Raw genomic sequence first — 26141 nt, 5'->3', positions numbered from 1 at the left:
AACCCGTCTCCGACGTCAGCCGCGCGCCTTCTTCGGGAGCAGGAAGCAGATCGCGAAGGCGACGGCGGTCAGGCCCAGCGTGATCAGTGCCACCGAGGCGGCGGCCTGCACCGCGTCGAGTTCGGCGGTGCCCGGCAGGTGGGAGCCGAGTCGGCCGAAGAACACCGTGCCCAGGACGGCGATGCCGAGAGAGGCACCGAGCTGCTGGATACTCTCCAGCGCCCCGGAGGCGGAGCCGACCTCGTGGTCCTCGACGTCGCCCATGATGATGCCGAACAGCGGGACGAAGATCATGCCCATGCCCACCCCGTACGCCAGCAGCGGGAAGGCCAGCTCCCAGTCTCCGGTGCCGCCGAGCCGCAGGACCACATACAGGGCGGCGATGCCGGCCGCCATGACGGCCAGGCCGAGATGCAGGATCCGGCGACCCAGCACGGCCGTCCTGGCCCCGGCGAACGCGGTGCCGAGGAAGGCGCCGACGGCCCAGGTCGCCATCGTCAGGCTGGCATGCAGCGCCGTGTAGCCCAGCCCCAGCTGCAGGAACATTCCGACCGCCAGCCCGAAGCCGCAGACCGCGCCGAAGAACACGATCACGAAGGCGATGCCGGAGGCGTAGGAGCGACGGCGGAAGACGCTCGGCTCGACCAGCGTGGTGGCCCCGGCCCGCTTGCGGCGCAGCTGGTGCAGCCCGAACGCGCCGAACACCGGCACCGAGGCGGCCATCATCACCAGCGACCAGCCCGGCCAGCCCAGCTCGCGGCCCTGGACCAGCGGGTAGATCAGCAGCAGCATCCCCGCTCCCGCCAGCACGCTCCCACCCAGGTCGAGCCGGGTCGAGCGGGCCGAAGCCGTCACGGCCGGCAGCACCCGTGAGCCGACGATCAGCGCGTAGGCGCCGAGCGGCAGGTTGATCAGGAAGATCATGCGCCAGCCGGTGCCCAGCACATCCGCGTCGACCAGCAGCCCGGCCACGACCGGCCCGAGGATCGTGGCCAGGCCGATGACCGGGCCGAACGCGCCGAACGCCTTGCCCAGCTCGGCGGGTGGGAACAGATCGCGGATCAGGCCGAAGCCCTGCGGGATCATGACGGCTCCGGTGAGGCCCTGCAGCACCCGGGCCACGATCAGCACCTCGGGCGTGGGCGACAGCGCACAGGCCAGCGAGGTGAGGACGAAGCCGGCCGTACCGAGGAGCAGCATGCGCCGTCGGCCGAACATGTCGCCGAGCCGTCCGCCGGTCAGCAGCCCCACCGCCAGCGCCAGGGTGTAGCCGGCGGCGATCCACTGGAGCGCGGCGTAGCCGCCGCCCAGGTCCGCCTGGATGGCCGGGCCGCCGACGCTCACCACGGTGGAGTCGAGCAGGTTCATCAGCGTCGCGCCGAGGACGGCGGACAGGCCGAGCCAGCGGTGCTCGCGGACGGTCGTCTCGGTGGCCGGCGCCTCGAGTATCGCGGTCATTGAAGGGTCCTCCAGATTGCGGAACGGATCGTTCTGTTCTAGATAGAAGTCTATGGGAACGGAATGATTTATTCCATAGATGGATTCAAGATCTTTGGGAATGAAGGCTCCGGGTCGCCGGCGAGCGCGGCATAGTGGTCAGCCCGGCACGGGGATGGTGTTTTCCCAGGCCGGAGCGATGGGGGGTCGCTGTGGGTCTGTGGCGAAAAATTCTGAGAACAGGGCGGATGGCCGAGCCGCCGATGGAACGTTCCATGAGTCCAGGAAAGCCGGAACTGTCGGGATCGGTGCAGATCCGCCACGTGGACGCGGGCTCGTGCAACGGCTGCGAGGTGGAGATCGCCTCGGTGTTCGGGCCGGTCTACGACGCGGAGCGCTACGGCGCCCGGCTGGTCGCCTCGCCGCGGCACGCCGACGCGCTGCTGGTCACCGGGCCGGTCACGCGCAACATGGAGATGGCGCTGCGCCGCACCTATGAGGCCGTGCCGGAGCCGCGCATGGTGATCGCGCTGGGTGACTGCGCGCGTGACTGCGGGGTGTTCGCGGGCGCGTACGGCGTCGTGGGCGCGGTGGGCGACGTGGTGCCGGTCGACGTCGAGGTGAGCGGGTGCCCGCCGCCGCCCGAGGCGATCATCGAGGCGCTGCGCGGGATGACCGGGCGATGATCCTCTACGCGTGCGCATTGGGCCTCTGCCTGGCCGCCGCCCTCCTCGCCCTGCTGCCCCCACGCGCGATCACCGTCATGGCGGAAGTGATCACCGCGCTGGCCGGCGTGGTGGCGGCCGTGGCGGGGGTGCGGGCGACGCTCGGCCACGGCTGGTCGGCCTGGCTGCCCGGCCTGCTGCCCCTGGGCGGCCTGCGCCTGGCGCTCGACCCGCTCGGCGGGCTGTTCACCGCCATCACGGGCGCGGTGACGGTGTGCGCGGCGATCCACGGCATCGGCTCCGGCGCGGCCAGGCCGGCGCGGGCGGTCATGCCGCTGTTCGTGGCCGCGCTGTTGCTGGTGCCCGCGGCTGACAGCGTGAGCACGTTCCTGTTCGGCTGGGAGCTGATGGCGATGACCTCGCTCCTGCTCGTGGCGGCCGAGCACCGCGACCGGCCGTCGGTCAGGAAGGCCGCGCTGTGGTATGCCGTCATGACCCACCTCGGCCTGGTGACGATCATGTGCGGCCTCTGCTACCTGGCGGCTGGAGCCACGGGCGACGGCTTCGACCAGCTGCGCGCCGCCGAGCTGTCGCCCGCGGCCAGGGACGTGATCTTCCTGGCCACCCTGGCCGGGTTCGCGGCCAAGGCCGGGATCGTGCCGCTGCACGTGTGGCTGCCCAGGGCCTACCCGGCCGCGCCCGGTCACGTGTCGCCGCTGATGAGCGGCGCCATGGTCAACATGGGCGTCTACGGCGTGGTCAGGGTCGGGCTCGACCTGCTGCGCGGCGGTCCCGTCTGGTGGTGGTGGATCGTCCTGGCGCTCGGCGCCCTGTCCGCCCTGTACGGAGTGCTCCACGCCGCCATGGCCACCGACCTGAAACGGCTGCTCGGCTACTCCTCCACCGAGAACATGGGCCTGGTGCTCATCGGCGTCGGCGCGGCCGGCTTCTTCGCGGCCGACGGCGCCGGCCCGCTGGCCGCCCTCGCTCTCACCGCGGCCCTGCTGCACGTCGTCAACCACGCCGCGTTCAAGACGCTGCTGTTCCAGGCGGCCGGCTCGGTCCAGCGGGCGACGGGCACCAGGGACCTCGACGCGCTCGGCGGCCTGCGCACCCGCATGCCGTACACCACGGCCCTGTTCGCCGTCGGCGCCCTGTGCGCCTCGGCGCTGCCGCCCGGCAACGGCTTCGTCAGCGAATGGCTGCTGCTGCAGAGCCTCATCCACGCGCTGCCCGCCTCGGGGGTGGCGGGCGCGGTCACGATGCCGCTGGCCGTGGGCGCCATCGCGCTGACGGCGGGGCTGGCGGTGGCCACGTTCGTGAAGGCGTTCGGTGTCGGGTTCCTGGCCCGGCCGCGCAGCCCGGGCGCCGAGCGGGCGGTGGAGAGCCCGCGTACGGCGGTCTGCGGGACGGCGCTGGCGGCGGCGGCCTGCCTGCTGCTCGCGCTCGACCCCGCGCTGGTCCTGCCCGCGCTCACCGAGGCCGTCACGCGGGTGATCCCGGCGGGCCGGCCGGTCACCGGAGAGGTGACGCTCCGGCTGAGCGCGATCACCGGCTCGATCTCGCCGGTCCTCATCGCGCTGGCGCTGGCCGGGGCCGTGGCGGCGGTGCTGTCGCTGGTCCGCGTGGTGGCCGCCCGGCGCCCACGCCGGCCGGCCCGCCTGTGGGACTGCGGCGCGGGACCGGTCTCGGCCCGCATGGAATACACCGCCACCTCCTTCGCCGAACCCCTCCAACGGGTCTTCGTCGACGCCCTGCAACCGGAGAGCGCCATCGACGTGACGGCGGTCAAGGAGTCGGCCTACCTGGTGCAGCGGGTACGGTTCCGGGCCAGGGTGCCCGACCGGGTCGAACGGCGGCTGTACGAGCCGGTGCTGGCCGCCGCCGAACGGCTCGGCACGCAGGCGCGGCGGCTGGCCGACGGCAGCGTCCACCGCTACCTGTCCTACGGCTTCTACGCGCTGACCGGCGTGCTGATCGTGCTGGCGGTGATCTCGTGATCGCCATGGTGCTGCAAGTGCTCGTGGTGGCCGCCGGAGCGCCGCTGCTGGTTGGCCTGATGCGCCAGGTCAGGGCCCGCCTGGAGGGGCGCGCGGGCGCCGGGGTCCGGCAGCCGTGGCGCGACCTGCGCAAGCTGGCCCGCAAAGAGCCCATCGCCCCGCACGGCACCGGCTACCTGTTCAGAGCCGCGCCCCCGCTGCTGGCCGGGACCACGCTGGTGGTCGCGGCGGCGGTGCCGCTGGTCACCGCCGCCTCGCCGCTCGACGGCGTCGCCGACCTGTTCGCGGTCGCCGCGCTGCTCGCGCTCGGCTCGGTGGCGCTGGCGCTGGGCGGGCTCGACACGGGCACCGCGTTCGGCGGGATGGGCGCCAGCCGGGAGATGACCGTGCTCGCCCTGGTCGAGCCGACGATCCTGCTGGCCGTCTTCGCGCTGTCGATCCGCGTGGGCACCACCGACCTCGGCGCGATCGTCACCGAGACCGCGAACAGCCCGCTGTCGGTCATCTCCCCGGTGAGCCTGCTGGCCGCCGTCGCGCTCGCGGTGGTCACGATCGCCGAGTCGGGCCGGATCCCGGTGGACAACCCGTCGACCCACCTGGAACTGACGATGATCCACGAGGCGATGATCCTGGAGTACGCGGGCCCCGACCTGGCGCTCATCGAGTGGGCCTCGGCGATGCGGCTCACGGTCATGCTCGGGCTGTTCGCCGGGCTGTTCGCGCCGGTCGGCATCGCCACGGCGGGCGCCGGGCCGATCATGCTGCTGGTCGCCGTGGTGGCCTTCGCCCTGAAGGTGGCGCTGCTGGGCGGCGTGCTGGCGGCCGGTGAGGTGTTCATGGCCAAGCTGCGCCTGTTCCGCATCCCCGAGCTGCTGGCCGGCTCGTTCCTGATGGCCCTGCTGGCGGTCGCCGCCTCCTTCTTCCTGGCGTGAGTGAGATGACTGATCCCGTGTACGTACAGGCGCTCGACCTGGCCTGCGGCGCCTTCCTGCTGACGGGGGTGCTGGTGCTGTGGCGGCGCGACCTGGCCGCGATCATCTGGCTGTTCGGGCTGCAGGGGGTGGCGCTGGGCGCCCTGATCGCGGTCAGGGGGCTGCACGAGGCCGACGTCGAGCTGACCGTGCTCGGGCTCGGGGTGGGGCTGCTGCGCGCGGTGCTCCTGCCCTACCTCATGCGGCGCGCGCTGGCGGCCGGCGAGGAGGGGCGCGAGGCCCGGCCGCACGTCAGCGTCGCCGCGTCGCTGCTGGTCACGGCCGTCCTGACGATGCTCGCGTACGCGGTCTCCCAGCCCCTCGTACGCCTGGCGCCCACGCCCGCCACCCAGGCCGTGCCGATCGCGCTGACCGTGCTGCTGGTGGGCTTCTTCGTGCTGGTCACCAGGAGGCGGGCGCTGTCGCAGGTGGTCGGCTTCCTGCTGATGGACAACGCCATCACCGCCGCCGCCTTCCTCACCACCACCGGGGTGCCGCTGGTGGTGGAGCTGGGCGTCTCCCTCGACGTGCTGCTGGCCGTACTGGCGCTGCAGGTTCTGACCACCCGGATGCGGGCCGCGTTCGGCGGCACCGACCTCGACGAGCTACGGGAGCTGCACGACTGATGGTGATCGTCCCGGTGGCGCTGCCGCTCGCGGCCGCGTGCCTGTATGCCCTGTTCGGCTGGAATCGCGTGACGGAGTGGCTCGGCGTGCTGTCCGCGGGCGGGCTGCTCGCCGCCGCCGTCCCGCTCGCACGGGCCGGGGAGGGGAGCGGGCTGTGGGGGCTGCTGCGGGTGGACGCGCTCAGCGCGTACATGCTGGTCGTGATCGGCGTCGTGGCCCTGCTGGCGATGCTGGCCAGCCCCGGCTACCTGCGGGCCGAGGCGGCGGCCGGCCATACGGGGCCGCGGGCCGCCCGGAGCTATGGGATCTTCACCCAGTGCTTCGTCGCGGCGATGGCGACGGCCGTGCTGGCCGCGAGCCTCGGAATGCTGTGGGTGGCGGTCGAGGCGACCACGATCCTGACCGCGTTCCTGGTCGGGTACCGGCGCACCAGGAAGGCCACCGAGGCGGCCTGGAAGTACGTGGTGATCTGCTCGGTCGGCATCGCGCTGGCGCTGCTCGGCCTGGTGATGGTGCACTACGCCGCCGTGCACGCCGGGCTGTCCTCGCGCGAGGGGCTCGACTGGGTCTCGCTCGCCGAGCACGCCGGGCGGCTGGATCCTGGGGTGACGCGGATCGCGGTGGTGCTGCTCGTGCTCGGCTTCGGCGCCAAGGCGGGGCTCGCGCCGCTGCACGCCTGGCTGCCCGACGCCCACAGCCAGGCGCCCGCGCCGGTGTCGGCGCTGATGTCCGGGGTGCTGCTGTCGGTGGCGTTCTACGCGATCCTGCGGGTCAAGGTGGTCTCCGACGTGGCGCTAGGGGCGGGGTTCTGCCGGATGCTGCTGATCGTGGTGGCGCTGGCGTCGCTGGCCGTGGCGGCGGCGCTGCTGATCGGGCAGCGCGACTTCAAGCGGATGCTGGCCTACTCGAGCATCGAGCACATGGGGCTGATCGCGCTCGGCGCGGCCATCGGCAACGGGCTGGCGCTGGGCGCCGTGCTGCTGCACATCCTCGGGCACGGGCTGGGCAAGTCGGTGCTGTTCATCGGCTCGGGGCGGATCCAGCAGGCGGCCGGGAGCAGCAGCGTCGAGGCGGTGCGCGGGCTCGGCGGGCGGGCGCCCGGACTGGCCGCGGCCTTCGGGCTCGGGCTGCTGGCGCTGCTGGGGTTGCCGCCGTTCAGCCTGTTCGCCAGTGAGCTGGGGATCGTGCGGGCGGGGTTCGCGGCCGGGCTCGGCTGGGCGGTGGCGCCCGCGCTGGTGCTCATGCTGGTGATCGTCGCCGGAGTGGGCAGAGCGGCGGGCCGCATGCTGCTCGGCACCGCGCCACCGGACGGCTTCAGCACCGCGCCACCGGACGGCTTCAGCGGCGCGCCACCGGACGGCTTCAGCGGCGCGCCACCGGACGGCTCCGGCGAGCGGTCGCGCGGGGCGGAGGACGGCTTCGGCGGGCGGTGGCGCGGCGCGGGTGTGCCGCTGGTCGTCGGGCTGGTGGCGTGCGCGGTGCTCGGTGTGACGCTGGGGCCGCTCCGGCCGCTCCTGGACTCCGCCGTCACCATCGCGACCGCGGGACCGCCGCTGAGCGCCATGGGAGGCGCGCGATGACGGCCACGCTCCCGCTGGTCGCCGAGATCGGGCCCGGCGAGCTCGCCGGGTGCGCCGCCGAACTGCTGGCTCTGGGACACCGCGTCGCGCTCGTGGCCGCGCACGCCGAGGACGACGGCTTCCGGCTCGTCTACCTGTTCACCGCCGCCCGTCCGGCGCGGCGGGCCGAGCTCCACGTACGCCTGACCGAACCCGCCGTGCCCAGCCTGGCCGCGCTCTCCTTCCCCGCCGGCCGCTTCGAGCGGGAGATCCGCGACCTGTACGGCATCACCCCCGAAGACCACCCGCTGCCCAGCCGCCTGGTCCGGCACCACCACTGGCCCCGAGGCTGGTACCCGATGCTCCCCGACGCGGGCCCGCCCCCGTCGTTCGGCGACCCCGAGGGCCCGTACCCGTTCGGCGACGTGGAGGGCGACGGCGTCTACGAGATCCCGGTCGGCCCCGTGCACGCGGGCTGCATCGAGCCCGGCCACTTCCGCTTCTCGGTGGTCGGCGAGACGATACTCAAGCTCAAGGCCCGCCTGTGGTTCGTGCACAAGGGCCTCGAGCAGCTCTTCGAGGGCCGCCGGCCGGAAGACGGGCTGGCCCTGGCCGAGCGGGTCAGCGGCGACACCTCGGTCGGCCACGCCCTGGCCTACTGCCTGGCCGTCGAGGAGGCCACCGGCACGGCCGTCGACCCCGACTCGCAGCGCGCCCGAGCCGTGCTGCTGGAGCTCGAACGCCTCTACAACCACGTCACCGACCTGGGCGCGCTCTGCAACGACGTCGCCCACAGCGTGCTGCAGGCCCACTGCGGCACCGTCCGCGAGCGGCTGCTGCGCGTCAACGCCGAGGTCACCGGCCACCGCCTGCTGCGCGGCGCGATCCGGCTCGGCGGCGCCGAGCCGCTGGCCCTGCCCGACACCGCCAGGCTCGCGGCGCTCGGCGCCGAGGTGGCCGAGATCGTCGGGCTCGCGCTCGGCCACGGCGTGGTGTCGGACCGGTTCACCGGCACCGCCGTGCTCACCGAGCGGGCCGCCGCGGACCTGGGCACGCTCGGCTACGTGGCCAGGGCCAGCGGGCTCGACGTCGACGCCCGCCGCGACCATCCGTTCATCGACCTGGGGCCGTTCCCGGTGGCGGTCCGGGCCGGGGGAGACGTGCTGGCCCGCTTCCAGGTCAGGGCCGACGAGATCGCCGCCTCGATCGGGCTGATCGACCGGCTGGCGCACACCTCGGGTGACTGGAGCCTGCCGGACGGGCGGCGCGGCTCCGGCGTGGGCATCGTCGAGGGCTGGCGGGGCACGATCGTCCATCGCGTCGAGCTGGGCGAGGACGGCAGGCTGACCAGAGTGAAGATCGCCGATCCGTCGTTCTTCAACTGGCCCGCCCTGCCGGTCGCGCTGGGCGGGGCGATCGTGCCCGACTTCCCGCTGGTCAACAAGAGCTTCAACCTGTCGTACGCGGGAAACGATCTCTAGCCGCCCAGCACCTCGCGGCCCCTAGCCGCCCAGCACCTCGCGGCGCAGGTGGGTCTTGAGGATCTTGCCGCCCGGGTTGCGCGGCAGCTCCGCCTCCCTGAACCAGATGTGCGCGGGGATCTTGAACTTGGCGATGCGCTCCACCAGGAAGGACTGGAGCTCCTCGGAGGTGGTCGAGGTGCCCGGCTTGAGCCGGACCACCGCGCCCACCTCCTCGCCCAGCTCGTCGTGCGGAACGCCGATCACCGCGGCGTCGTCCACCGCCGGGTGCTCGAACAGGGCCGCCTCCACCTCGGCGGAGTAGACGTTCTCGCCGGCCCTGATGACCATGTCCTTGGCCCGGTCCACGATGTAGACGAAGCCGTCCGCGTCGATTCTGGCCAGGTCACCGGTGTGCAGCCAGCCGTCGACGAAGGTCTGCGCCGTCGCCTCCGGCTTGTTCCAGTAGCCCATGATGACGTTCGCGCCGCGTACGCACAGCTCGCCCACCTCGCCGGGCGGCAGCTCCTCGCCCAGCGGGCCGGTCACCCGGACGTCGACCACGGCCGTGGGCAGGCCGATGCTGTCGGGCCTGGCCAGGTAGTCGGGGCCGGCGTTGCCGATGGCCAGGCCGGTCGTCTCCGTCATGCCGTAGCCGTTGGAGGCGGCGCGGTCGGGCAGGTTCTCGCCGATGCGCTCCAGCAGCTTCGGCGGAGCCGGCGCCCCGCCGTAGCCGAGGGTGGTCAGCGACGACAGGTCGTACTTGACGAAGTCGGGATGCGACATCAGCTGCCACGCGTTGGTCGGCACGCCGATCATCGCGGTGATCCGCTCCCGCTCGATGAGCCGCAGCGCCTGCCCGGGGTCCCACTTGTACATCAGGACCAGCCCGCCGCCCGCGAACATGGTGGTGGTCAGCGCGGAGAAGCAGCCGGTGACGTGGAACAGCGGCACGGTCAGCAGCGTCACCCGGCGCGCGCCCGTCGCCGCGGCGACGTCCTTGCCCGCCAGCGCGACCGCCCGCATCAGCCCGTAGGCGAGGGTCATCGGCGACTGGCCCAGGTTGCGGTGGCTGCCCAGCGCCCCCTTGGGATGCCCGGTCGTGCCGGAGGTGTAGAAGATCGTGGCCGGATCCTCGGGGGAGAGCTGGACGTCCGGCAGCGTCACATCCCCACTGACCTCGCCCAGCACGTCGCCGAACGAGCGCGCGCCCGCGGGCGCCTCGCCTCTGGCCACGATCATCGGCACGCCGGTGTCGGCGAGCCGGACGGCCCGCTCACCGTCCACGATCAGCACCTTGGCGTCACAGTCACGTACCCCGTACGCCAGCTCCGACTCGGTCCACCAGGCGTTGAGCGGCACGGCGATCGCCCCGGCGGCGAGGGCGGCGGAGAAGGCCACCGCCCACTCCGGATAGTTGCGCATGGCCACGACCACCCGATCGCCCTTGGCCACGCCGTAGTCCGTCACCAGGCGGTTGGCCAGCGTCGCCGCCCGCCGGAAGTGCTCCTCGAAGGTGATGTGCTCGTCCTCGTAGACGAGGAACTCCTTCTCGCCGTGGTATCTGCTCATCTCCAGCAGGGCGCGGAAGTGGCCCGGCGCGTGCTTCCAGGTCCGCACCCCCGTATCGCCGATCTCCTCCATCTCGAAAAGCTGGCCAGGACCGGTGAGCTGGGCTTGGACCTGGGCATGAGAAAGAGTCATGCGAAGTACTCCCGCGGTGGACGGCTCTATCGGATAAATCACAGTACCGACCGGTAGGTACGTCGCGCTAGAGCGCGAAATCCGGCTGAAACGGGGGGTTAACCGTCTCGCTATGTGAGCGCAATGGCGCGCCCAGCTTGCGTGTTCATGCCCTGGAGTGCATCATCGTCATAGTAAGGACATGAGTTTAGGTGCATGATTATGCAGGGGGTTGGGAATGAGAGCGGCGATCGCGGGAGCCAGCGGCTACGCGGGCGGTGAGCTTCTGCGCCTGCTGCTCGGGCATCCGGAGCTCGAGATCGGCACGCTCACCGCGGCCGCCAGCGCGGGCAGCGCGCTCGGCGCCCACCAGCCGCACCTCCCGCAGCTAGCCGACCGGATCATCGAGGACACCACCCCGGAAACGCTGGCCGGGCACGACGTGGTCTTCCTGGCCCTGCCGCACGGCCACTCCGCCGCCGTCGCCGCCCAGCTCCCCGAGAGCACGGTCGTCGTCGACTGCGGCGCCGACCACCGGCTCGCCGACCCGGCCGCCTGGCAGGAGTTCTACGGCGGCGAACACGCCGGCACCTGGCCCTACGGCCTGCCCGAGCTGCCCGGCCAGCGCGAGGTGCTCAAGGACGCCAAGCGCATCGCGGTGCCCGGCTGCTACCCGACCTCCGTCATCCTCGCCCTGCTGCCCGCCTTCGCCGCCGGCCTGGCCGAGCCCGACGTGGTCGTCGTCGCGGCCAGCGGCACCAGCGGCGCGGGCAAGGCGCTCAAGCCCAACCTGCTCGGCAGCGAGGTCATGGGCTCGGTCAGCGCCTACGGCGTGGGCGGCGTCCACCGGCACACTCCGGAGATGGAGCAGGCGCTCGGCGCCGTCGCGGGCACGCCGGTCCGGGTGTCCTTCACTCCGACGCTGGCCCCGATGAGCCGCGGCATCCTGGCCACCTGCACCGCCCCCGCCGCGCCCGGGCTGACCAAGGCCGCCGTGCGGGAGGCGTACGAGAACGCGCTGGCCAAGGAGCCCTTCGTCAACCTGCTGCCCGAGGGCACCTGGCCCGCCACCGCGATGACCTACGGCGCCAACACCGCCGCCCTGCAGGTGACGCTCGACGAGCGCGCGGGCCGCGTGGTCGCCGTCATCGCCATCGACAACCTCACCAAGGGCACGGCCGGAGGCGCGATCCAGAGCGTCAACCTCGCACTCGGCCTGCCGGAAGAGCTCGGCCTCCCCCTGACAGGAGTTGCTCCGTGAGAGAGCGCAGCGTACCAACCGACACAGCAGTCCCGCGGCCGACGGAGGAGGGCGCATGAGCGTGACCGCTCCCCTCGGTTTCAGAGCCGCGGGCGTCGCGGCGGGCATCAAGTCCGGCGACGCGCGCGACCTGGCCCTGGTCATCAACGACGGACCGAACCACGCCGCGGCCGGTGTCTTCACCGCCAACCGCGTCAAGGCGGCCCCGGTCCTGTGGTCGCAGCAGGTCCTGCGCGGCGGCCGGGTCCGGGCCGTCGTCCTCAACTCGGGCGGCGCCAACGCCTGCACCGGCCCCGAGGGCTTCCAGGACACGCACGCCACCGCCGAGAAGGCGGCCGAGGTGCTCCAGGACTCGGCGGGCGAGATCGCGGTCTGCTCCACCGGCCTGATCGGCGAGCGGCTGCCCATGGACGCGCTGCTGGCCGGGGTGGAGCGCGCCGCCGCGCAGCTGTCGCGCGACGGCGGGCTGGCCGCGGCCGACGCCATCCGCACCACCGACACCGTCTCCAAGATCTCCTTCAAGCGCGCCGACGGCTACATGGTCGGCGGCATGGCCAAGGGCGCGGGCATGCTCGCCCCGGCCCTGGCCACCATGCTCTGCGTGATCACCACCGACGCCGACCTGACCGCCGAGGAGCTCGACACCGTGCTCCGCGAGGCCACCTCCAAGACCTTCGACCGTCTCGACGCCGACGGCTGCATGTCCACCAACGACACCGTCCTGCTGCTGGCCAGCGGCGCCGCCGGGGTCAAGCCGGACCTGGCGGAGTTCGGGCAGAAGGTCACCGAGGTCTGCGCCGACCTGGCCAGGCAGCTGCTGGTCGACGCCGAAGGCGCGTCCAAGGCCATCGCCATCGAGGTGGTCGGCGCGGCGTCGGAGGAGGACGCGGTCAAGGTCGGCCGCACCGTCTCCCGTTCGAACCTGCTCAAGTGCGCCATCCACGGCGAGGACCCCAACTGGGGCCGCGTCCTGGCCGCCGTCGGCACCACCGACGCCGTCTTCGAGCCCGACCGGCTGAACGTGGCCATCAACGGCATCTGGATCTGCCGTGGCGGCGCCGTCGGCGACGACCGGAACAAGGTGGACATGCGCCCGCGCGACGTGACGATCACCATCGACCTGTCGGCGGGCGCCCACTCGGCCACCGTCCACACCACCGACCTGACCGCGGACTACGTCCACGAGAACTCGGCGTACTCCTCATGAGGACCATCACCGCCCACACCAAGGCGGACACCCTCATCGAGGCCCTGCCCTGGCTGGCCCGCTTCCACGGCGCGACCGTCGTCATCAAGTACGGCGGCAACGCGATGATCGAGGAATCGCTCATGGAGGGCTTCGCCGAGGACATCGGCTTCCTGCACTACGCCGGTCTGCGGCCGGTCGTGGTGCACGGCGGCGGCCCGCAGATCAGCAAGCACCTCGACCGGCTCGGCATCGAGTCCACGTTCACGGCCGGGCTGCGGGTCACCACGCCCGAGGCCATGCAGGTGGTCCGGATGGTCCTGGTCGGCCAAGTCAACCGCGACGTGGTCGGCCTGATCAACCGGCACGGCCCGCTCGCGGTCGGCATGTCGGGCGAGGACGCCCACCTGTTCACCGCCGAGCGCAAGCACGCGCTCGTCGACGGCGAGCACGTCGACATCGGCCAGGTGGGCGAGATCGTCAAGGTCGACCCCGGCGCCGTCCAGGCCATGATCGACAACGGCCGCGTCCCCGTCGTCTCCAGCGTCGCCCGCGGCGAGGACGGGGAGATCTACAACGTCAACGCCGACACCGCCGCCGCCGCGCTGGCCGTCTCCCTCCAGGCGCAGAAGCTCATCGTCCTGACCGACGTCGAGGGCCTGTACGCCGGCTGGCCCGACGACACCGACGTGATCGACAAGCTCGACGGCGCCGAGCTGGCCGCCATGCTGCCCTCCCTGTCCAGCGGCATGAAGCCGAAGATGGAGGCCTGCCTGACGGCGGTCCAGGGCGGCGTCCCCCAAGCGCACATTCTCGACGGCCGGGTCTCCCACTCGCTGCTGCTGGAGATCTTCACCGACCAAGGAATCGGAACGATGGTGATGCCCTGATGAACCTTCGCGACAGGTTCGAACAAGCCTTCATGCCCAACTACGGCGTCCCGCCGATCGCCCTGGCGCGAGGCGAGGGCACCCGCGTGTGGGACGTGGACGGCAGGGAATACCTCGACTTCGTCGGCGGCATCGCCGTCAGCTCGCTCGGCCACGCCCACCCGGCCCTGGTCGAGGCGGTCTCCAAGCAGGTCGCGACGCTCGCGCACACCAGCAACCTCTACCTGCACGAGCCGGAGGTGCTGCTCGCCGAGCGGCTCCTCGGCCTGCTGAACGCCCCCGGCCGCGTCTTCTTCGCCAACTCCGGCACCGAGGCCAACGAGGCCGCCTACAAGCTGGCCCTCAAGTACGGCAGGCGCGACGGCCGCACCTACTTCGTCGCCGCCGAGAACGGCTTCCACGGCCGCACGATCGGCGCCCTCTCGCTGACGGGCAAGAAGTCGATCCGCGACCAGTTCGGCCCGTTCCCGGTAGAGGTCCAGTTCGTCCCGTACGGCGACGCCACCGCCCTCAAGGAGGCGGTGACCGGCGACTGCATCGCGGTGTTCCTGGAGCCCACCCAGGGCGAGGCGGGCGTGGTCCCGCCGCCCGACGGCTACTTCGCCGCGGCTCGCGAGATCTGCGACTCGACCGGCGCCCTGCTGGTCGCCGACGAGATCCAGTCCGCGATCGGCCGCACCGGGCACTGGTTCGCCCACCAGGCCGACGGCGTCACCCCCGACATCCTGACCCTGGCCAAGGGCCTGGGCGGCGGCCTGCCGATCGGGGCGTGCGTCGGCTTCGGCGACTCGGGCCGGCTGTTCGACAAGGGCGACCACGGCTCCACCTTCGGCGGCAACCCGGTCTCGTGCGCCGCGGCGCTGGCCGTACTCGACAACCTCGACCTCGACCACGTGCGGACGACCGGCGCCCGGCTGCGGGCCGGGCTCGAAGCGGTCGATCATCCGCTGCTGAAAGGCGTGCGCGGACGCGGCCTGTGGCTGGCCGCCGTGCTGGCCGAGCCGGTCTCCGGCAAGGTGCAGCAGGCGGCGGCCGAGGCGGGCTTCCTGGTCAACGCGCTGCAGCCGGACGCCGTACGGATCGCGCCGCCGCTGGTCGTGACGGCCGAGCAGGTCGACGCGCTGGTGGCCGCGTTCCCCGGGATCCTCGCCGAGGCGGCGAAATGACGGCGACTGTCAGGCACTTCCTGAGGGACGACGACCTGTCGCCCGCCGAGCAGGGCGACGTTCTCGACCTGGCCGCCGCGATGAAGAAGGACCGCTACGGCTACCGCCCCTTCGAAGGGCCGCGGACCGTCGCCGTCCTGTTCGACAAGCCCTCGACCAGGACCCGGATCTCCTTCGCCGTCGGCGTCGGCGAGCTGGGCGGGCTCCCGCTGGTCATCGACGGCGGCAACTCCCAGATGGGCAGAGGCGAGCCGATCGAGGACACCGCCAGAGTGCTCGAACGGCAGGTCGCCGCGATCGTCTGGCGTACCGGCGCCCAGGAGGGCCTCGAGCTCATGGCCGCGGGCACCGCCGTGCCGGTGGTCAACGCGCTGACCGACGAGTTCCACCCCTGCCAGATCCTCGCCGACCTGCTGACCGTCCGCGAACGGTTCGGCGGCGGGACGGGTGGGCTGACGCTGACCTATCTGGGCGACGGCGCCAACAACATGGCCCACTCCTACCTGCTGGGCGGCGCCATGGCCGGGATGCACGTGCGGATCGGCGCCCCGGTCGGCTACCAGCCGGACGCCGTCATCCTCGACCGGGCCGCCGCCATCGCCGCGACGACCGGCGGCTCGGTGATCTCGCTGACCGACCCGGTCGCCGCCGTCCAGGGCGCGCACGTCGTCGCCACCGACACCTGGGTGTCGATGGGCCAGGACGGCAAGGAGGAGCGGGTGCGCGCGCTCATGCCGTACCAGGTCAACTCCGAGCTCATGGAGCACGCCGCGCACGACGCGATCGTGCTGCACTGCCTGCCCGCCTACCGCGGCTACGAGATCACCTCCGAAGTGATCGACGGCCCGCGCAGCGCGGTGTGGGACCAGGCCGAGAACCGGCTGCACGCGCAGAAGGCGCTGCTCCACTGGCTGGTGAGCACCGCGTGACCATCCCGATGACCAAGGTCGCGCGGCAGGCGAAGATCACCGACCTGCTGCAGCGGCAGGCCGTCCGCTCCCAGCCGGAGCTGGCCAAGCTGCTGGCCGAGAGCGGCGTGGAGGTCACCCAGGCCACACTCTCGCGCGATCTGGACGAACTCGGCGCGCTCAAGCTGCGCGCCGAGGACGGCTCGCTGGTCTACGCGCTGCCCGGTGAGGGCGGCGGCCGCATCCGGGTGGCCAGGCTGGGCACCGGCGAGTCCCCGGCCGCCCGGCTGCACCGGATCGCCGAGGAGCTGCTGGTCTCCGCCGAAGCCTCGGCCAACCTGGTCATCGTCAGGACTCCGCCGGGCGCCGCCCAGTTCATGGCCTCCGCCATCGACCACGCCGACTGGGAGTCCATCCTCGGCACGGTGGCGGGCGACGACACGATCCTCGTGATCAGCCGCGATCCCCAGGGCGGGAGCGTCGTGGCCGAGGCCTTGCTGAGGATCGCCGCCCGGCGCACTTAGCCCGTTTTACCAAGATTTTGGAGGCACTGATGAGTCAGAGAGTGGTACTCGCCTTCTCCGGCGGTCTGGACACGTCCGTCGCCATCCCGTTCCTGGCCGAGAAGATGAACGCCGAAGTGATCGCCGTCGCCGTGGACCTGGGACAGGGCGGCGAGGACATGGAGGTGATCCAGAAGCGGGCCATGGACTGCGGCGCGGTCGAATCCGTCGTGGTGGACGCCAAGGAGGAGTTCGCGGCCGACTTCTGTGTGCCCGCGCTGCAGGCCAACGCCCTCTACATGGACCGCTACCCGCTCCTGTCGTCGCTGTCGCGCCCGCTCATCGTCAAGCACCTGGTGAGCGCGGCCAAGCAGTTCGGCGGCACGATCGTCTCCCACGGCTGCACCGGCAAGGGCAACGACCAGGTACGGTTCGAGGCCGGCCTGGCCGCGCTCGCGCCCGACCTCCAAGTCGTCGCCCCGGCCCGCGACTTCGCCTGGACCCGCGACAAGGCGATCGAGTACGCCGAGCAGAAGGGCCTGCCGATCGAGACCTCCAAGAAGAACCCGTTCTCCATCGACCAGAACCTGTGGGGCAGGGCCGTCGAGACCGGGTTCCTGGAGGACATCTGGAACGGCCCCACCGAGAACGTCTACGCCTACACCGCCGACCCCGCCGTCACCCGTGACGCCGACGAGGTGGTCATCACCTTCGAGCAGGGCGTCCCGGTCAAGCTCGACGGGCGTTCGCTCACGCCGTACCAGGTGATCGACGAGCTGAACACCCGCGCGGGCGCGCAGGGCGTCGGCCGGATCGACATGGTCGAGGACCGGCTCGTCGGCATCAAGTCACGCGAGGTGTACGAGGCGCCCGGCGCGATCGCGCTGATCACCGCGCACATGGAGCTGGAGAACGTCACCGTCGAACGGGACCTGGCCCGCTTCAAGCGCGGCGTCGACCAGCGCTGGAGCGAGCTCGTCTATGACGGCCTGTGGTTCTCGCCGCTCAAGGACGCCCTCGACGCGCTCATCGCCGAGGCCCAGAAGCACGTCACCGGCGACATCCGGATGACTCTGCACGGCGGCAAGGCCACCGTCACCGGCCGCCGCTCCGAGCAGTCGCTGTACGACTTCTCGCTGGCCACCTACGACACCGGCGACACTTTCGACCAGTCGCTGGCCAAGGGCTTCGTCCAGCTGTTCAGCCTGCCCTCCAAGATCGCCGCCGCGCGCGACGCGAAGAAAGGATGATGTGCACTATGGTCGCGGGGGACGAGAAGGAGATGACGTTGAGTGATGGCAAGCCGATGCGGCTGTGGGGCGGGCGATTCGAAGGGGGTCCCGCCGACGCGCTGACCCGGCTGTCGGTGAGCGTGCACTTCGACTGGCGGCTGGTGCCGTACGACCTGGCGGCGTCCAGAGCGCACGCCCGGGTGCTGCACAAGGCGGGGTTGCTGAGCGACGACGAGCTCGAACGCATGATCGGCGCGCTCGATGACCTGGAGCGGGCCTGCAAGGCGGGCGAGTTCCGGCCGACGGTCGCCGACGAGGACGTGCACACCGCGCTCGAACGCGGCCTGCTGGAGCGGCTCGGCTCGCTCGGCGGCAAGCTGCGCGCCGGCCGGAGCCGCAACGACCAGATCGCCACCGATCTGCGCCTCTATCTGCGCGACCACGCCCGCACGATCGTCTCCCGGCTGGTCGAGCTGGAGACGGCGCTGATGGCCCAGGCCGAGCAGCACACCGACACGGCCGCGCCCGGCATGACCCACCTGCAGCACGCGCAGCCGGTCTCCTTCGGTCATCAGCTGCTCGCGCACGTGCACGCCTTCGCCCGCGACATCGACCGGGTCACCGACTGGGACCGCCGCGCGGCCGTCTCGCCGCTCGGCGCCGGCGCGCTGGCCGGCTCGTCGCTGCCGCTGGACCCGGAGGCCGTGGCCGTCGAGCTGGGCTTCTCCTTCGCCTCGCTCAACTCCATGGACGCGGTGTCCGACCGTGACTTCGCGGCGGAGTTCCTGTTCGCCGCGGCCCTGATCGGCGTGCACCTGTCGCGGCTCGGCGAGGAGATCGTGCTCTGGGCCTCGCAGGAGTTCCGCTGGATCGAGATGGACGACGCCTACTCCACCGGCTCGTCGATCATGCCGCAGAAGAAGAACCCCGACGTCGCCGAGCTGGCCCGCGGCAAGTCCGGGCGGCTCATCGGCAACCTCATGGCGATGCTCACGACCCTCAAGGGCCTGCCGCTCACCTACAACCGTGACCTGCAGGAGGACAAGGAGCCGGTGTTCGACTCGGTCGACACGCTGCTGCTCGTCCTGCCCGCGATGGCCGGCCTGGTCGCCACCATGCGGGTCAACACCGCGCGCCTGGAGGCGTCGGCTCCCGACGGCTTCGCGCTGGCCACCGACCTCGCCGAGTTGCTCGTACGGCGCGGCGTGCCGTTCCGCGACGCGCACGAGGCGGTCGGCCACCTGGTGGTGTGGTGCCAGGTCAACGACAAGGACCTGGGCGACCTGACCGACGACGAGCTGGGCAAGGTCTCGCCGCACCTCACCCCCGACGTCCGCGACGTGCTCAACGTGCCCGGCGCCCTCGCCGCCCGCAAGTCCCACGGCGGCACCGCGCCCGACCGGGTCCGCGACCAGCTCGCCGCGCTACGCGAGACGGTCGACGCCCAGGCGGCGTGGGCCGCGGGGGCCTAGCGTCCGGTATGGACTCCGGGACCCTGGACTCGGCGCCCCTGCCGCGGAGCTTCTTCGACCGGCCGTCGCACGTGGTCGCGCCCGACCTGCTCGGGCGCGTGCTCGTGCACGGTCCGGTCGCGGTCCGCCTCACCGAGGTCGAGGCGTACGGCGGCCCCGGCGAGGATCCGGCGGCCCACACCTACCGGGGACGGACCCCCAGGAACGCGGTCATGTTCGGGCCACCTGGGCATCTGTACGTGTACTTCACCTACGGCATGCACTTCTGCGCGAACCTGGTGTGCCTGCCCGAGGATCACGGGTCGGCGGTGCTGCTGCGGGCCGGTGAGGTGGTGGCGCGGGCCGACCTGGCCCGCTCCCGCCGCTCAGGAGACGGCGACGGCCCGCCCGTCTCCGGGCGCAAGCCGATCGCGGATCGCGACCTCGCCCGCGGCCCCGCTCGGCTGGCGGTCGCTCTCGGGCTGGCGCGCGAGCACAACGGGCTCGACGCCGTATGGGAGGGCTCACCGGCCGTGCTGCCGCACTTCCATGACGCCTCTCGCGGCGATCAGCCCGACCACGCGGCGTGGCTTACCGGGCTCCCCAAGGGGAGCGTGGCCATGCTCGGCGGGCGGCCCGCGGAGGCGGACACGATCAGGTCGGGGCCGCGCACCGGGATCTCGACCGCCAAGGACACCCCGTGGCGGTTCTGGATCGACGGTGACCCGACCGTCTCACCCTTCCGGGCTCACGCGCCGCGCCGCCGCAACACCGCGGCCACCTCGGTCGGGGAGGCGCCCAGCTCGTGAGTGCTGAAGATGTGCAGCTGGTCGCCCGTGTCGATCTCCAGCATCTCGCTGCGCAGACCGTACCTCCTGCGTACGTCCACCTGGATGTCCTCGATCGCCTCCCACGGGACGTGCTGATGGCCGGCGAAGCCGTGCACCACGGTGAGGCCGCTCTCGTCGGCCGCCAGCCGTACCGGGACCAGGACGTCACGCAGCCCCATGGCTCCCACCAGCAGGGCGGCCGGCACCGCCAGCACCACCCCGCGTACATCACCCTGGACATACCAGAACAGGGCGAGACCGGCACACGCCACAGCCCCTAGGATCTTGAAAACGGCCAGCTCGCGACGGACCTTCCACATGGCGACCGAGAGTATCCAAGTGGCGGTCATCCGGTGCGATCGGGCAGTCTGTAACCACTCGACGTCTCCTGGAAAGCCAGCACCGTGACCGACATTCTCGATGAGCTCGAATGGCGCGACGTCCTCGCGCAGACCACCGACATCGACGCCCTGCGCGGGGCGCTGTCGAAGGGTCCGATCACGGTCTATGCGGGCTTCGACCCGACCGCGCCGTCCCTGCACATGGGCAACCTGGCCACGCTCCTGATCCTGACCCGCTTCCAGCGGGCCGGCCACAAACCGATCGGCCTGGTCGGCGGCGCCACCGGCCTGATCGGCGACCCCAGCGGCCGCAGCACCGAACGCGTACTCAACACCACCGAGGTCGTGGAGGAATGGGTCTCCCGGATCCGGGTGCAGGTGGAGAAGTTCCTGACCTTCGACGAGAGCCCCACCTCGGCCGCGCTGGTCAGCAACCTGGACTGGACCGCCGAGATGTCGGCCATCGGCTTCCTGCGCGACATCGGCAAGCATTTCCCGGTCAACCGGATGCTCGCCCGCGAGTCGGTGGCGGCCCGGCTCGGCGGTGAGGGACTCAGCTACACCGAGTTCAGCTACCAGATCCTCCAAGCCAACGACTACCTGGAGCTCTACCGGCGCAACGGCTGCACGCTCCAGGTCGGCGGCAGCGACCAGTGGGGCAACATCACGGCCGGCGTCGACCTGGTCAGGCGCGTCGAGGGCGGCCACGTGCACGCCCTGACCGGCAAGCTGATCACCAAGGCCGACGGCACCAAGTTCGGCAAGACCGCGGGCGGGTCGGTCTGGCTCGACGGCGCGCTGACCTCTCCCTACGCCTTCTACCAGTACTTCCTCAACGCCGACGACCGCGACGTGGTGCGCTTCCTGAAGGTGTTCACCTTCCGCGAGCGCGAGGAGATCGAGGCGCTGGAGAAGGCGGTCGCCGACCGCCCGTTCGCCCGCGAGGCGCAGCGGACGCTGGCCGAGGACCTGACCACGCTCGTCCACGGCGCCGACGAACTGGCGGCCGTCGTGGCCGCGTCCAAGGCCCTGTTCGGTCAGGGGTCGCTCGAAGAGCTGCCCGGCTCGACGCTGGCGGCGGCGCTGGCCGAGGTGCCGAAGGCGACGGTCCCGGCTCTCGGGGCGCCGTTCGTGGACCTGCTGTCGGACAGCGGGCTGGTGGAGTCGAAGTCGGCGGCCAGGCGGGCGGTGAAGGAGGGCGGGGCCTACCTCAACAACGTCAAGATCACCGACGAGTCGTACGTGCCCGAGGCCTCGGACCTGCTCCACGGGCGGTTCATGGTGCTGCGGCGCGGCAAGAAGGCGGTCGGCGGCGTCGAGGTCGGCTGACCTTTCCTTGACCCTGTACGGGCCCTTTCCCTGGTCGGGGGAAGGGCCCTGGGCTATTTGCGGGCGAACAGGGCGACGGTGAGGCCGGGCGTTTCCGCCGAGTGCCAGGACCCGGTCTGCTCGTAGCCCGCCTCCCGTACGGCCTTCACCCGCGGCAGCTTCTGCCCGGCGGACTTGACCCCGCGCCACACGACCCAGACCCGCTCCCGATCGGCCAGCGCGGCGGCGACGTCATCGCGCTCGGGAAAGCCGAACCCCTCCGCCTCCGGAGCGGCCCCCAGCCGCAGCACGTCGTCCGGCATCGACCCGTCACGGTAGTAGTCGAACCCCGCCCGCACCGAACTCTGCCCGAACACGATCGCGTCCCCCGGCCGCGCGTCCACCCTCCGCACGGCCCACGGAAAGTCCTCGAAGCGCCCGTTGGCCTCCCGCACCTCCACCTGCTGCGGTATGCCCACCGCCACGGCGACCACCACCAGCCCGCAGCAGGCCACCACCGCTGCCCGCGGAACACTCGCCACCGCGATCCCCGCCAGCAACGCCAGAGCGGGCGCGGCGACGAACAGGTACCGGTCCACATAGACCGGCGTCACCAGCTGCGACACGGCCAGCAGCAGGACGGGCGGCAGCACCAGCCAGCCCAGCAGCGTCCCCGCCCACGCCCGGTTGCGGAGCAGCACCACACCGGCCAGCGCCACCACGAACAGCACCACCCCCACCTCGGTGCTCCCCGCCGCCATCTTCGGGAACTTCAGCAGCACCTCCGGCCCGCGCTGCGGGATCCAGCTGATCGCATGCCGCTCGCCGTACCCGACCAGACCGAGCACGAGCGCGGGCAGGCAGCCGACGGCGACCGCGGGCGCCCACCTCAGGAGCACGGTACGGCGGGGGAGCAGCGCGACGGCGGCGACCAGCTGAGCGGGCAGCACGAGCACCGCGAACAGGTGCGTGCAGCACACCAACGCCACCGCCGCCGCATAGACCACCCAGGGCGCGCGCTCGGCTTGCTCCTGGGCTTGCTCCGCTTGTTGCTGGGCTCGCGTGGCCTGCTGTTGGGCTTGCGTGGTCCGGTGCAGGGCCCAGAACGAGAAGACCACCGCTGCGGCCGCGGGCGCGTACGAGCGGGCGAAGGCGCCGTAGTACGACACCGACGGCAGCGCCGCGAACAGCAGGCCGGCCGTCACCCCCGCCCACGTACTGTGCAGCCGCCGCCCCAGGTCCACCAGGAACCACGCGGCGACCCCGATGGCCAACGCCGATGGCAGCCGCAGCCACAGCTCCGCGGTCCCGGCCTGCGCCCAGAGCTGCATGAACAGGTAGTACGGCAGGAAATGACCGTCGATGTGCCGCGCCAGCTCCCACAGCCCCGGCAATGACCGGGACGCGGCGCTGATCGTGGCCAGCTCGTCACCGTTCAGAGAGGCGGAGCCCGAGCCGCTGAACGCCACGACTCCGGCGATTCCGGCCACCCACCACGGGCTCGACCTGCGCGAACGTACGACTGGCCGGGCTGGAGGGGCGAGGGTGGAGGCGGTGGTCACCGGGGCAGAATACGCGCATAGGCTCAGATTTATGCCTGAAGTGATCGTGTTTGACCTTTACGGAGTTATCGCCCGCGTCCAGACGGCTGACGCCAAACAGGGCCTGGTCGACCTCGCCGGAGTGCCGGGGGAGAGCTTCTGGGAGGCGTACTGGGGGTGCCGACCGGATTATGACGCCGGTCAGGACGCTCTGACGTACTGGGCGGCGGTCGCCGGACGGCTGAGCACGCGGTTCGCCGACGTGGACGCGCTGATGGCGGCCGACCTGGAGAGCTGGTGCCACGTGGACGAGGAGATGGTCGCCGTGGTGCACGAACTGGCCGATCGGGGACGGACGCTGGGGCTGCTGTCGAACATCGTCCCGGACCTGGTGCCGGTGTGGGAGACACGGCACGGTGACTGGCTGGGACGGTTCGCGTCGCTGACGTACTCGTGCCGGATCGGGGTGGCGAAGCCGGACCGGCGGGCTTACGAGATCTGCGCGCAGCGGCTGGGGGTGGAGCCGGGGGAGGCGCTGTTCTTCGACGACAGCGAGGTCAATGTGGTCGCGGCTCGGGAAGCGGGGATGGCGGCGGAGCTGTTCACGTCGCCGGCGCAGGTACGGGCGCTCACGCTTGCTGGTGGGTCCTGACTGGTCGCTGGGACTTGGCCCGTCGGCGTCCGGCATGATCCGGTCGCAGTGGATTTCGCGTGATTTCGTTCGCTGAGCGTGATCCGCTCGTCCAGCATGGTCCGCTCGCCCAGCGTGATTGCGTGCGCTGAGCGTGATTCGTTCGCTCAGCGTCGTTCGCGCGGTGACAGGTGAGGCGCCGGCCCCTGGGATGCCGAGCTTGCCTTTCGCGTGGGCCTTGGCCAGGCCGTCGCCTACCCGGGCGGTCCGCAGGAGCGCCTGACCAGCACCGCCCGCCCGCAGCGCTCCCGGGGTTGCGCTCCCGGAAGTGCTTGGGCGGCGGTGGCTCGGGGCATGGCGGCCGCGTCCGGGCCTCACCGGCTGGTCGCTGATCGTTTCACTGGCTGGTCGTACGTGTCGGCCGGGCCACGATGACCACCCGCCGCTCCGCGTCGCCCACCGGCCGGTCGTACGGCAGGCCGTAGCGGGTGGCGAGCACGTCGAAGAAGTCGCCCGACGGGTCGGGGTCGATCCGCTCCACCACGGCCCGGACCTCCAGGTACCGGTACGGCTTGTCGGGGTCGTTGATGGAAACCGCCAGGTTCCCATTTGCCGCGACATTTCGGTACTTCTGGCGGTCCGTAGTAGTCGTGAAGCGCAGGAACTCCCCGTCCCACACCGTCCAGACGGGGTTCACATGGGGCTTCCCGTCTGGCGCGATGGTGGCCAGATGCGCGAACAGCGGCCTGGTCAACAGGTCCAGATGGCTCTCAGGGATCACGTGACGCCTCCTCATTCGGTTGTACAGCTCAGCACATTATCAAAGCTTTGATAGTCGTCAATGCTAGATTGCTTGTACCATCTCTTGCCATGGTCATGCCCGCGGAGGAACGCCTCGGCCTCGACATCAAGCGAGCCGAGCAGGAACTGATCGCCGCCAAGCAGATCGCGGTCAGGCCCGCGGGGCTGACGGTGCCGCAGTACGCGACGCTCTACGTACTGGCGGCCAACCCCGGCATCTCGGCCGCCGCTCTCGCCCGAGCCTGCCTGGTGACCCCGCAGGCGATGACCGTGGTGCTGAAAAACCTCGAGGCACGCGGGCTGGTCGAACGTACGCCGCACCCATGGCACGGCAATGTCCTGGAGACCCGGCTCACGGACGCCGGCCGCACCGCGCTGGAGGAGGCGGACGAGCGGGCGGTACGGATAGAGCAGGCGATAGCGGACGAACTCACCGCGGAGGAGCGCGACACCCTGCGCTCCCTCCTCCGGCGCTGCGGAACGGCGATCGACCGGGCATCCTCGCAACTGTGAAGGCCTGCCTTCGATCTCCTTCGCCGGGCATCCCGCCTGCGGAGCGGTGTAGCTTCTCGGCCCGGATCGTCCCGGGTAGAAGCCATGCAGCGAAATCGTGGATCACCCCTCAGCGGAACGTCGTCCCCCGCAGTACCAACGTTCACCTGTCCGGTCTGCGCGCCTGTTCGGCTAACCATCTGCTCGGTCCGGGATCCCGTACGGTCCGGGATCCGTTCGGTCTGCGGTCGGCTCCTGGAGGAGGAGCCGCAGCGCTCTAAGAGCGACCTGGCGCTGATGGGTGTCTACTCGTTCACCCCGGCCGTCCACGAGGCGGGTCCGCGATCCGTTCGGTTCTCTCTCTGCCCGTCTCTGCCCGGTCCGTCCTCTGCCCGGTCCTCTCTCTGCCCGGTCCGTCCTCTGCCCGGTCCGTCCTCTGCCTGGTCCGTCCTCTGCCTGGTCCGTCCTCCGCTCGGTCCGGTCTGCGGTCGCTCCAGTCCGCTCTCTGCCCGCCCCGTGACAGGTCCGCTCCGTGCACAGGACGCGGGTCGCCCGCCTCGACCTATAGCTCATCTAGCTCACGTTGCTCATCCGCATGTCGGCAATGGCTTCCGAGCCGCGACATGTCCCGCCATCTCCCTCGCGGACACTAGGGACATGTCCCGCCATGTCCCTAGTGTCCGCGGCTTGGACGCGTCGAGTCTCCGAGCTGCCCCCGTCTTCGCAGACCACGGCCGGTCTCGCCGGGGGTCCTGCGAAGACCTAGAGAGCGGGCGTGAACGCCGATTTGACGTAGGGCGAACGGCGACCTAATCTTCTCTTCGCCCCGGGAGTGAGCCGGACGCCGATCAGGCGGACGGGCCCCCAGGGCGAACCCCTTGAGAAACGAGCCACTCGGCCAGGCGCTTCCACGCGCTCACTGGCACGAGTCGTCTCGGGTGCGCTCAGGTCACCGGAGAATCGGTTGATTCGACAAGCCCAGGATGACACGGTAAGTTACGAGGGTTGCCCCGGAGACGGGGTGCACAATCTTAGCTAGGTTGCTCGACTCCAAGCAAGTCTCCGATTTGCACGAAGCCGACAAGCTCGATAAGATTAAGACACAACGAAATGAACGCCTCTCGCAGGTTGGGGAGTACGCGTCCGTTTCTTGAGAACTCAACAGTGTGTTAAAAGCCAGTGCATGATGCACAACCCCG

At 71.3% G+C, this 26141-nt stretch carries 23 protein-coding genes; 18 read left to right on the top strand and 5 right to left on the bottom strand.

The window, feature by feature from the left end; genetic code table 11:
- Window positions 1-15 precede the first annotated feature (15 nt).
- A complete protein-coding gene (locus tag AB0B61_RS56280; protein WP_358450320.1) occupies window positions 16-1458 on the bottom strand; it encodes an MFS transporter in 1443 nt (480 codons plus the stop codon).
- 254 nt (window positions 1459-1712) lie between these two features.
- Here AB0B61_RS56280 and nuoB point away from each other — a divergent pair, with 254 nt between their 5' ends.
- The 6 genes from nuoB to AB0B61_RS56250 are packed head-to-tail and all read left to right on the top strand — an operon-like array spanning window position 1713 to window position 8739.
- Window positions 1713-2123 (top strand): NADH-quinone oxidoreductase subunit NuoB, encoded by a 411-nt coding sequence (nuoB, locus tag AB0B61_RS56275; protein ID WP_358450319.1) that lies wholly within the window; start codon window positions 1713-1715, stop codon window positions 2121-2123.
- Window positions 2120-4102 (top strand): proton-conducting transporter membrane subunit, encoded by a 1983-nt coding sequence (locus AB0B61_RS56270; protein WP_358450318.1) that lies wholly within the window; start codon window positions 2120-2122, stop codon window positions 4100-4102. Before nuoB ends, AB0B61_RS56270 begins: the two co-directional genes overlap by 4 nt.
- Window positions 4103-4107: 5 nt before the next feature.
- On the top strand, window positions 4108-5034 hold the full coding sequence (locus AB0B61_RS56265) for an NADH-quinone oxidoreductase subunit H (protein ID WP_358450329.1): 927 nt from the start codon (window positions 4108-4110) through the stop codon (window positions 5032-5034).
- A 5-nt stretch (window positions 5035-5039) separates the two neighbouring features.
- Entirely contained in the window at window positions 5040-5699 is a 660-nt protein-coding gene (locus AB0B61_RS56260) for a hypothetical protein (protein WP_357654682.1), read from the top strand.
- On the top strand, window positions 5699-7279 hold the full coding sequence (locus AB0B61_RS56255) for a proton-conducting transporter membrane subunit (RefSeq protein WP_358450317.1): 1581 nt from the start codon (window positions 5699-5701) through the stop codon (window positions 7277-7279). Before AB0B61_RS56260 ends, AB0B61_RS56255 begins: the two co-directional genes overlap by 1 nt.
- The gene (locus AB0B61_RS56250; RefSeq protein ID WP_358450316.1) at window positions 7276-8739 is read left to right on the top strand and encodes an NADH-quinone oxidoreductase subunit C; all 1464 of its coding nucleotides are present in this window, start codon (window positions 7276-7278) and stop codon (window positions 8737-8739) included. Before AB0B61_RS56255 ends, AB0B61_RS56250 begins: the two co-directional genes overlap by 4 nt.
- A 21-nt stretch (window positions 8740-8760) precedes the next feature.
- Here AB0B61_RS56250 and AB0B61_RS56245 read toward each other — a convergent pair whose 3' ends face one another.
- Window positions 8761-10422, bottom strand: a complete 1662-nt coding sequence (locus tag AB0B61_RS56245; RefSeq protein WP_358450315.1) for a class I adenylate-forming enzyme family protein — start codon at window positions 10420-10422, stop codon at window positions 8761-8763.
- A 211-nt stretch (window positions 10423-10633) separates the two neighbouring features.
- On the opposite strand from AB0B61_RS56245, the gene argC reads away from it, so the two are divergent.
- From argC to AB0B61_RS56200, 9 genes are read left to right on the top strand one after another with little or no spacing between them, the layout of a single operon-like run.
- A complete protein-coding gene (gene argC / locus AB0B61_RS56240; protein WP_358450314.1) occupies window positions 10634-11662 on the top strand; it encodes an N-acetyl-gamma-glutamyl-phosphate reductase in 1029 nt (342 codons plus the stop codon).
- Window positions 11663-11717: 55 nt separating this feature from the next.
- On the top strand, window positions 11718-12869 hold the full coding sequence (argJ, locus tag AB0B61_RS56235) for a bifunctional glutamate N-acetyltransferase/amino-acid acetyltransferase ArgJ (RefSeq protein ID WP_358450313.1): 1152 nt from the start codon (window positions 11718-11720) through the stop codon (window positions 12867-12869).
- On the top strand, window positions 12866-13738 hold the full coding sequence (gene argB / locus AB0B61_RS56230) for an acetylglutamate kinase (RefSeq protein ID WP_358450312.1): 873 nt from the start codon (window positions 12866-12868) through the stop codon (window positions 13736-13738). Before argJ ends, argB begins: the two co-directional genes overlap by 4 nt.
- Window positions 13738-14904: an acetylornithine transaminase gene (locus AB0B61_RS56225; protein ID WP_358450311.1), complete on the top strand. Its 1167-nt coding sequence runs from the start codon at window positions 13738-13740 to the stop codon at window positions 14902-14904. Before argB ends, AB0B61_RS56225 begins: the two co-directional genes overlap by 1 nt.
- Window positions 14901-15833 (top strand): ornithine carbamoyltransferase, encoded by a 933-nt coding sequence (gene argF / locus AB0B61_RS56220; protein WP_358450310.1) that lies wholly within the window; start codon window positions 14901-14903, stop codon window positions 15831-15833. The genes AB0B61_RS56225 and argF overlap by 4 nt, the downstream gene beginning before the upstream one ends.
- Before the next feature lie 8 nt (window positions 15834-15841).
- Window positions 15842-16336, top strand: a complete 495-nt coding sequence (locus AB0B61_RS56215; protein ID WP_358450328.1) for an arginine repressor — start codon at window positions 15842-15844, stop codon at window positions 16334-16336.
- 29 nt (window positions 16337-16365) lie between these two features.
- Entirely contained in the window at window positions 16366-17565 is a 1200-nt protein-coding gene (locus tag AB0B61_RS56210) for an argininosuccinate synthase (RefSeq protein ID WP_358450309.1), read from the top strand.
- Window positions 17566-17597: 32 nt separating this feature from the next.
- Window positions 17598-19019: an argininosuccinate lyase gene (gene argH / locus AB0B61_RS56205; RefSeq protein WP_358450308.1), complete on the top strand. Its 1422-nt coding sequence runs from the start codon at window positions 17598-17600 to the stop codon at window positions 19017-19019.
- Window positions 19020-19027: 8 nt separating this feature from the next.
- Window positions 19028-19807: a DNA-3-methyladenine glycosylase gene (locus AB0B61_RS56200; RefSeq protein ID WP_358450307.1), complete on the top strand. Its 780-nt coding sequence runs from the start codon at window positions 19028-19030 to the stop codon at window positions 19805-19807.
- Here AB0B61_RS56200 and AB0B61_RS56195 read toward each other — a convergent pair.
- Entirely contained in the window at window positions 19747-20148 is a 402-nt protein-coding gene (locus AB0B61_RS56195; protein ID WP_358450306.1) for a PH domain-containing protein, read from the bottom strand. The two genes, AB0B61_RS56200 and AB0B61_RS56195, sit on opposite strands and share 61 nt — an antisense overlap.
- An 84-nt stretch (window positions 20149-20232) precedes the next feature.
- On the opposite strand from AB0B61_RS56195, the gene tyrS reads away from it, so the two are divergent.
- The gene (gene tyrS / locus AB0B61_RS56190) at window positions 20233-21498 is read left to right on the top strand and encodes a tyrosine--tRNA ligase (protein ID WP_358450305.1); all 1266 of its coding nucleotides are present in this window, start codon (window positions 20233-20235) and stop codon (window positions 21496-21498) included.
- A gap of 53 nt (window positions 21499-21551) precedes the next feature.
- On the opposite strand, the gene AB0B61_RS56185 is transcribed toward tyrS, so the two are convergent.
- The gene (locus AB0B61_RS56185; protein ID WP_358450304.1) at window positions 21552-23039 is read right to left on the bottom strand and encodes a glycosyltransferase family 39 protein; all 1488 of its coding nucleotides are present in this window, start codon (window positions 23037-23039) and stop codon (window positions 21552-21554) included.
- Between the two features lie 31 nt (window positions 23040-23070).
- Between AB0B61_RS56185 and AB0B61_RS56180 the strand changes: the two genes are divergently transcribed.
- The gene (locus tag AB0B61_RS56180) at window positions 23071-23670 is read left to right on the top strand and encodes an HAD family phosphatase (protein ID WP_358450303.1); all 600 of its coding nucleotides are present in this window, start codon (window positions 23071-23073) and stop codon (window positions 23668-23670) included.
- Window positions 23671-24046: 376 nt separating this feature from the next.
- Here the strand turns inward: AB0B61_RS56180 and AB0B61_RS56175 are convergent, their stop codons facing one another.
- Window positions 24047-24430, bottom strand: a complete 384-nt coding sequence (locus AB0B61_RS56175) for a PPOX class F420-dependent oxidoreductase (RefSeq protein ID WP_225303114.1) — start codon at window positions 24428-24430, stop codon at window positions 24047-24049.
- 89 nt (window positions 24431-24519) lie between these two features.
- On the opposite strand from AB0B61_RS56175, the gene AB0B61_RS56170 reads away from it, so the two are divergent.
- A complete protein-coding gene (locus tag AB0B61_RS56170) occupies window positions 24520-24963 on the top strand; it encodes a MarR family transcriptional regulator (protein WP_358450302.1) in 444 nt (147 codons plus the stop codon).
- Window positions 24964-26141: the final 1178 nt, after the last annotated feature.

It is taken from the genome of Nonomuraea sp. NPDC049158 (assembly GCF_040648335.1).
GTDB lineage: Bacteria > Actinomycetota > Actinomycetes > Streptosporangiales > Streptosporangiaceae > Nonomuraea.
Note: the sequence above shows the minus strand (reverse complement) of the source record. Positions and strands in the feature narration are given on the sequence as shown.

Coding starts and splice junctions, on each gene's coding strand:
- AB0B61_RS56200 (WP_358450307.1), top strand. CDS start 19,028: ATGGACTCCGGGACCCTGGACTCGGCGCCCCTGCCGCGGAGCTTCTTC.
- AB0B61_RS56245 (WP_358450315.1), bottom strand. CDS start 10,422: ATGACTCTTTCTCATGCCCAGGTCCAAGCCCAGCTCACCGGTCCTGGC.
- argH (WP_358450308.1), top strand. CDS start 17,598: ATGACGTTGAGTGATGGCAAGCCGATGCGGCTGTGGGGCGGGCGATTC.
- AB0B61_RS56280 (WP_358450320.1), bottom strand. CDS start 1,458: ATGACCGCGATACTCGAGGCGCCGGCCACCGAGACGACCGTCCGCGAG.
- AB0B61_RS56270 (WP_358450318.1), top strand. CDS start 2,120: ATGATCCTCTACGCGTGCGCATTGGGCCTCTGCCTGGCCGCCGCCCTC.
- argB (WP_358450312.1), top strand. CDS start 12,866: ATGAGGACCATCACCGCCCACACCAAGGCGGACACCCTCATCGAGGCC.
- AB0B61_RS56210 (WP_358450309.1), top strand. CDS start 16,366: ATGAGTCAGAGAGTGGTACTCGCCTTCTCCGGCGGTCTGGACACGTCC.
- AB0B61_RS56250 (WP_358450316.1), top strand. CDS start 7,276: ATGACGGCCACGCTCCCGCTGGTCGCCGAGATCGGGCCCGGCGAGCTC.
- AB0B61_RS56215 (WP_358450328.1), top strand. CDS start 15,842: ATGACCAAGGTCGCGCGGCAGGCGAAGATCACCGACCTGCTGCAGCGG.
- AB0B61_RS56260 (WP_357654682.1), top strand. CDS start 5,040: ATGACTGATCCCGTGTACGTACAGGCGCTCGACCTGGCCTGCGGCGCC.
- AB0B61_RS56225 (WP_358450311.1), top strand. CDS start 13,738: ATGAACCTTCGCGACAGGTTCGAACAAGCCTTCATGCCCAACTACGGC.
- nuoB (WP_358450319.1), top strand. CDS start 1,713: ATGAGTCCAGGAAAGCCGGAACTGTCGGGATCGGTGCAGATCCGCCAC.
- AB0B61_RS56180 (WP_358450303.1), top strand. CDS start 23,071: ATGCCTGAAGTGATCGTGTTTGACCTTTACGGAGTTATCGCCCGCGTC.
- argF (WP_358450310.1), top strand. CDS start 14,901: ATGACGGCGACTGTCAGGCACTTCCTGAGGGACGACGACCTGTCGCCC.
- argJ (WP_358450313.1), top strand. CDS start 11,718: ATGAGCGTGACCGCTCCCCTCGGTTTCAGAGCCGCGGGCGTCGCGGCG.
- AB0B61_RS56255 (WP_358450317.1), top strand. CDS start 5,699: ATGGTGATCGTCCCGGTGGCGCTGCCGCTCGCGGCCGCGTGCCTGTAT.
- AB0B61_RS56170 (WP_358450302.1), top strand. CDS start 24,520: ATGGTCATGCCCGCGGAGGAACGCCTCGGCCTCGACATCAAGCGAGCC.
- AB0B61_RS56195 (WP_358450306.1), bottom strand. CDS start 20,148: ATGTGGAAGGTCCGTCGCGAGCTGGCCGTTTTCAAGATCCTAGGGGCT.
- AB0B61_RS56265 (WP_358450329.1), top strand. CDS start 4,108: ATGGTGCTGCAAGTGCTCGTGGTGGCCGCCGGAGCGCCGCTGCTGGTT.